The organism is Piscinibacter sp. (genome assembly GCF_050175855.1).
Lineage (GTDB): Bacteria > Pseudomonadota > Gammaproteobacteria > Burkholderiales > Burkholderiaceae_C > Piscinibacter.
In genome coordinates this window covers 1-5,029 of the sequence record NZ_JBFXIO010000374.1, presented here as the reverse complement: position 1 = coordinate 5,029, position 5,029 = coordinate 1, and the positions used below count along the sequence as shown (strand labels likewise).

4 protein-coding genes are annotated in these 5,029 nt (G+C 68.8%); all 4 read right to left on the bottom strand.

All coding sequences use genetic code 11. The features are described from left to right. Window positions 1-115 precede the first annotated feature (115 nt). A complete protein-coding gene (locus AB7U92_RS21725; protein ID WP_375138833.1) occupies window positions 116-337 on the bottom strand; it encodes a hypothetical protein in 222 nt (73 codons plus the stop codon). A gap of 83 nt (window positions 338-420) precedes the next feature. Next, entirely contained in the window at window positions 421-1,752 is a 1,332-nt protein-coding gene (locus AB7U92_RS21720; RefSeq protein ID WP_428581984.1) for a metallophosphoesterase family protein, read from the bottom strand. A gap of 126 nt (window positions 1,753-1,878) precedes the next feature. Beyond that, a complete protein-coding gene (locus AB7U92_RS21715) occupies window positions 1,879-3,339 on the bottom strand; it encodes a hypothetical protein (RefSeq protein ID WP_428581981.1) in 1,461 nt (486 codons plus the stop codon). A gap of 35 nt (window positions 3,340-3,374) precedes the next feature. Next, window positions 3,375-5,029 (bottom strand): helicase C-terminal domain-containing protein (locus AB7U92_RS21710; protein WP_428581978.1); only part of this gene is annotated, 1,655 nt, incomplete at its 5' end.

The window sequence follows — 5,029 nt, the reverse complement described above, 5'->3', positions numbered from 1 at the left end:
GGCTGGCCTCGTTCGCGACTGCTGCACGAGGCGGGGCAAGCTTTCATGCCCATTGATTGCCACCCTGCAGCGGCAGTGAGACGCCGCGTCTTGGCCCACTGTTGACACAGTGAATTCAACATAAGGGATGCAGGTTGTCCATGACCGTGGTCTTCCCGCGCCCGTTGCTGCCCGCAATGGCCACCAGTTGCGCGTCACCGACCAGCGCCTCCAGGTCGAGCGTGATCGTGTCACGACCGAGACCGCTGCGGATCCCCTTGAAACCAGTGAGCGTCAGCGACAGCGGTTGGTAGCCGTCGCGGGACACCTCGTCCGCTTGCTTCACTTGATCGTCCATCTTCTTGCTCCATGCACGGCCGCCCATCGACCCGCTTCGTACGAGTCTCCCGCCGCCTTCACTTCCTTCAAGACCAGTCCGCTTCAGAACAGCTCCATCGCCTCGGCTTCGCGCAGGGCCTCCGCCACACGCCCGTCCCCGGACGGCTGCGGCAGCGGCGCCGTCTCGTCGGGGACCGGCTCGGTAGTCGGCCCGGCTTCCTCGTCGCCGGCCAGGATCGCATTCGCGATCTGGGCGGGCTCGCGGTGGGCCAGGGCCTCGAGGCGCTCGATGAGCGGACCGTCCATGCTGCCGGTGGCGCGTGCCCAGACCCTCACCTTCTCCTGCAGCGACGACGCGCGCGAGATCCCTGCCGCCCTGCTGCGCACGACGGGAACGACCCGCCCTTCGAGCTGGACGTCGGCGGCGTCGCCCAGGGCACGCTTGATGGCCTCGCGGTCCACGCTGCCTCGTTCCTCTTCACCCACCTGCCACCGCACCCGGACGTAGGCGCCGGACACGTTCACTTCACGAACCGCCGCGGCGATCTGCTCGGCATCCGGCACACCCTCGAACTCCAGGTCCACGGTGCGCCGCGCCGGCGTCTCGACCAACTGGAATCGAGCCGCCGCCGCCTCGACCTCCCACAGCAGAAAGCCCTTGGCATCGAGCTCGCCGTGGTGGAAGCGGCCGATCGAGCCGGCATAGGCGATCAGTCGCCCGCCGTCGTCCCAGCTCTGATGCTTGTGGATGTGCCCGAGCATGAAGGCCTGGGTACCTGCGGAGAACAGGCTCGTGGTGGTGAACTCGTGGTCGAAGCCCGCCATCGGGACGCCGTGCTCCGTCACGCAGCCCGTGACCGTGCCATGCGCTACGCCGATCGTCGGCACCTGCGCTGCGCGTGCGGCGCGGTTGATCGACCCGTACCCGGCCAGCAGCGCGGCCAGTTCCTGACCGACCGCTTCCGCAGCCTCGGTGGCGCCGACCGTGGCCGCCACGACCGCCTTGTTGACCGTCGGGACGCAGGTGAAGATGGCCCGCGCTCCGGCGGGGACCGCGTCGAAGCGCCAGGCCTTCGAGGGCACCCAGCGGCCCTCCTCCATCAGTGCGACCTGGCCGAGGTGGTCCGCCACGAACACCGGGTGCCGGCCGCCGAGCAGCGGAAAGATCGCCAGGGTGCCGGGAGGCTCGTGAGAAAACGTCCCCTGCAGCATCAGCACAGGGCAGTGGTCGGCGAGACGCCGGACCTCGCGCGCAAGGCGCTCGACCGCCGGGCTGTGCACGTCGAGCGCATGGTCCGTCGCGTCGCCCGAGATCACGGCCGCATCAACGCCGTACCTGATCGCCTGGTCCACCGCGAAGCCGAAGCATCGGCCCGCCTCGTCGAGGTTCTTCCCGCTGAAGTGCAGGTCCGAAAACTGCGCCACCTTGATCATGAGAGTTCCTTCCGTCGGTTGTGCGTGAGCGTCCTGAGCACCCGCCGCCAGCATCGGCCCGCGGCGCCTGGCTTCAAGCGCTGGCGGGTCCAGCGGTGGCGCCGCCTTGCACGGCGCCGACCGCACTCAGGCCCAGACCTCGAGCTCGCCCTTCACCTTCTCGACGAAGCCGGCGCCGTCGTCCTGGAAGGGTGCGAGGTCCTCCAGTGCACGCTTGCGGCCACCGGCGGCCTTCTTCCAGCCTTGGCCCCAGCGCTTGGTGGCGTAGCGCTCGTAGCTCTCGGCGTCGACACCAAGCGCCGCGGCGGCATCGAACAGCCACGCCACCTCCTTGGCCTCGACACCGGCGTCCGCCGCTGCCGACCTGCCAGCCGGCGGCGCTTCGCCGCGCTTCGGCTGGCCGGAGCGCGCAGGCTCGGCCCGCGCCGGCGCCGCCGGCCTGCTCGCGGTTGACGCGCCGGAAGAGCGCTGGCCGCGCTCCCCGGCTTGCTCGGCCACGGGAGACGGACTCGCGACCTCGATCACGCCGTCTTCACTGATCACCTGGGCGGTGCTCGTCCCGCCACCATGGCCCTGGAGGACGTTGGCCGCATCCGCAGCGCGAAGCTCCAGCGCGTCGAGGTCCTCGTCGTGGCGCAGCAGTGCGGTCGGATCCACCGGCGCCTCGAGTTCAATCAGCCATTGGGCCACGCGGGTTGGACGGCCTTCCTCGTCGATCCGCGAGACCTCCACCAGGCGCTTGCTGATGTAGAAAGGCGTGCGCTGGCCGTCGAGGAAGCCAGAGATGCGGCCGCCGCGCATGAAGCCGATCGTCTGGAACTTCTCGATCGCCGCCTGCATGGCGTAGAAGCTGTTCGTCGGCAGCTCGAAGGCGCTGATCGACTTGATGCCAGGGACGAAGAAGATGAACCGGCCCGACAGGTTGCACTTCTTGCCCTGGTACTCGGCGCAGCTCTCGGGATCGCACAGCCCGTTGTTCTCGGCGCGCAGCGTCACCTTGCGGCCGCCGAAGATACGCACAACGCGGCGGCCTGCGCCCGGCGCCGGTGGCTGCCCGTAGGTCTTGCAGTACCGCGTCTGCCCGTCCTCGGAGTACTCGGACCAGAAGCGCCGTTCGCTGGACGTCCAGGTCACCAGCTCATGCGGCATGACGTTCTGCCAGGCATCGGCCGGGAACACCACCGGGAAGCGATACAGACGCTGGACACCGTCACCGCGGTCCTCGGCATACAGGTTCATGATCTGCTGCGCGAGTTCGGGGTTCGGGAAGTCCTCGCCTCGGACGGTGAAGTACGGGACGTTCTTCGGCGTGAGCGGGTTCTTGAGGTCGGGCAGCACCGCGGCGAGTTCCCGCTCGATCGCGTCGAACCCCTTGCCCTGCGCAACGCCGGCGTCGTAAATCTCGCGCGCCTGGCTGGACTCGGCCGCTCGCCGGGTCAGCACCTTGATGCCGGCCCGGATGCGGCCGCCCACCGGGATGCGCTGCGCCGAGCGACCCAGCAGCGTGGGGATCGCCACCGCGCCGCCCGCGGCCGGGACCAGGCCACCGCCCTGCCCGTTCGCCTTGCTCTGTGCCATTGCGACCATACAGCTCTCCTTCGTAAGTTGGTGAATGTGGAGATTCATGGTCCCGCCGGAGTCGGCTCTTTCAAGTCCTCGGTACGGGCCGCCGCTGGGCGGGTTGCGCGACCACGCTCGATCACGACCTCGAAGTCGGGCATGCCGCGCATGAGGAGCCCACCCCAGCGCTTGGTCACGATCCGCCTGTCCAGGATCGTCACGCGTCCTCGGTCATGGATCGTGCGAAGCAGCCGCCCCAGGCCCTGCTTCAGCCGCACCGCGGCCTCCGGCACCGTGATCTCGATGAAGGGCGACCCACCCCGCGACGCGACCCACTCACGCCGCGCCTCTTCGAGCGGCGAGTCAGGCACCGAGAACGGGAGCTTGGCGATCACGACGTGCGTGCAGTACTCCCCTGGCAGATCAACGCCTTCGGCGAAGGTGCTCAGGCCGAACAGCACGGACCGATCGGCGCGGTCGACGGCTGCGCGGTGCCGCGCAAGCATCTCGCCCTTGGGCATCGACCCCTGCACCAAGGTGACCCGCCTCAGTTCCTCGGGCAACTGGGCGTAGACCTCGCGCATCTGCCGTGCCGATGTGAAGAGCACCAGCGTGCCGAGGGTCTCCACGAGGGCTGGCAGCCGGTCACTGACCTCGCGCGTGTGTTGCTCCGCGGCCGTCGGCTCCGTGCGCATCGCCGGCACCACGAGCTGCGCGTTCTTGCGGAAGTCAAAGGGCGACTCAACGCGCAGGAAGGCCGGGCTGTCGAAGCAGCCGAGACCCGACTGACGCAGGAACAAATCGAAGGTGCCGCACGACGTCAGGGTCGCAGACATCACCACGGCACCACTGGCGCGATTCCACAGCAGCTTGCGAAGCTTGTCGCCGCCGCTGATCGGCGACGCGCAGACCAGATAGTCGTCCGGGCGACCTCCTTCGTCATGCCGCTCGATCCAGCGCGCGATCGGCGGCGCATCCTCCGGCTGCTCGGCCAGCATCAGGTGCCAGGTGTCCACCAGGTTGTCCAGCCTCACCACGTAGAAGCCCAGCACGGACAGGACCTGCGTGGCCAGCGTGCCCACGCTCGGCGCCTTCTCGAGGACATACTCCCGGAGCGAAGCGAAGGTCTTCTGCAACTCCTCGCCGGCGGCCAGGACCTGCCCACCAGCCGCCTCGCACCAGTCCGGCAACGGCCCGGACTTGAACCGGCGGGCGCGCTTCTCCTCGAAACCGTTGGTGCCGTGGATCCGGTGGTGCAGATCGCGCAGCGCCCGCTCGATGCGTTCGGCACTGGCCCGGCTGTCGCGGATCAGTTGCTCGTCGAGCCGCAGCCCGAGGACCGCATCGCGCACCGCGTTGCACGCTCCTTCCAGCCAGTCGATCGCCCCGCGCAGCGCATGCCTGGCCGAGAAGTGCTCGACGGCCTTGGCAGCCAGGCTATGGGCCTCGTCGAACACGTAGATGGTCTCTTGGGGCGGCGGAAGGACACTCGCCCCATCCATGTCGATGGCCGACAGCACGAGATCATGGTTGGCGATCACGAGGTCCGCCTCCTTGACCCGCTGCCGTGCGGCTTGGAACGGGCACCGTGCGAACTCGGGGCACTTGGAACCGGCGCAGCCCTGGCGATCCGTGGTGACGCGATCCCACACCTCGTCGACCACGGGCAACGGCAGTTCGTCCCGATCCCCGCTCCATCGACCCGCGTCGAAGGAAG

Bases quoted from the DNA above. Each gene is read 5' to 3' on its own strand.
- AB7U92_RS21720 (WP_428581984.1), bottom strand. From the start codon at position 1,752: ATGATCAAGGTGGCGCAGTTTTCGGACCTGCACTTCAGCGGGAAGAAC.
- AB7U92_RS21715 (WP_428581981.1), bottom strand. From the start codon at position 3,339: ATGGTCGCAATGGCACAGAGCAAGGCGAACGGGCAGGGCGGTGGCCTG.
- AB7U92_RS21725 (WP_375138833.1), bottom strand. From the start codon at position 337: ATGGACGATCAAGTGAAGCAAGCGGACGAGGTGTCCCGCGACGGCTAC.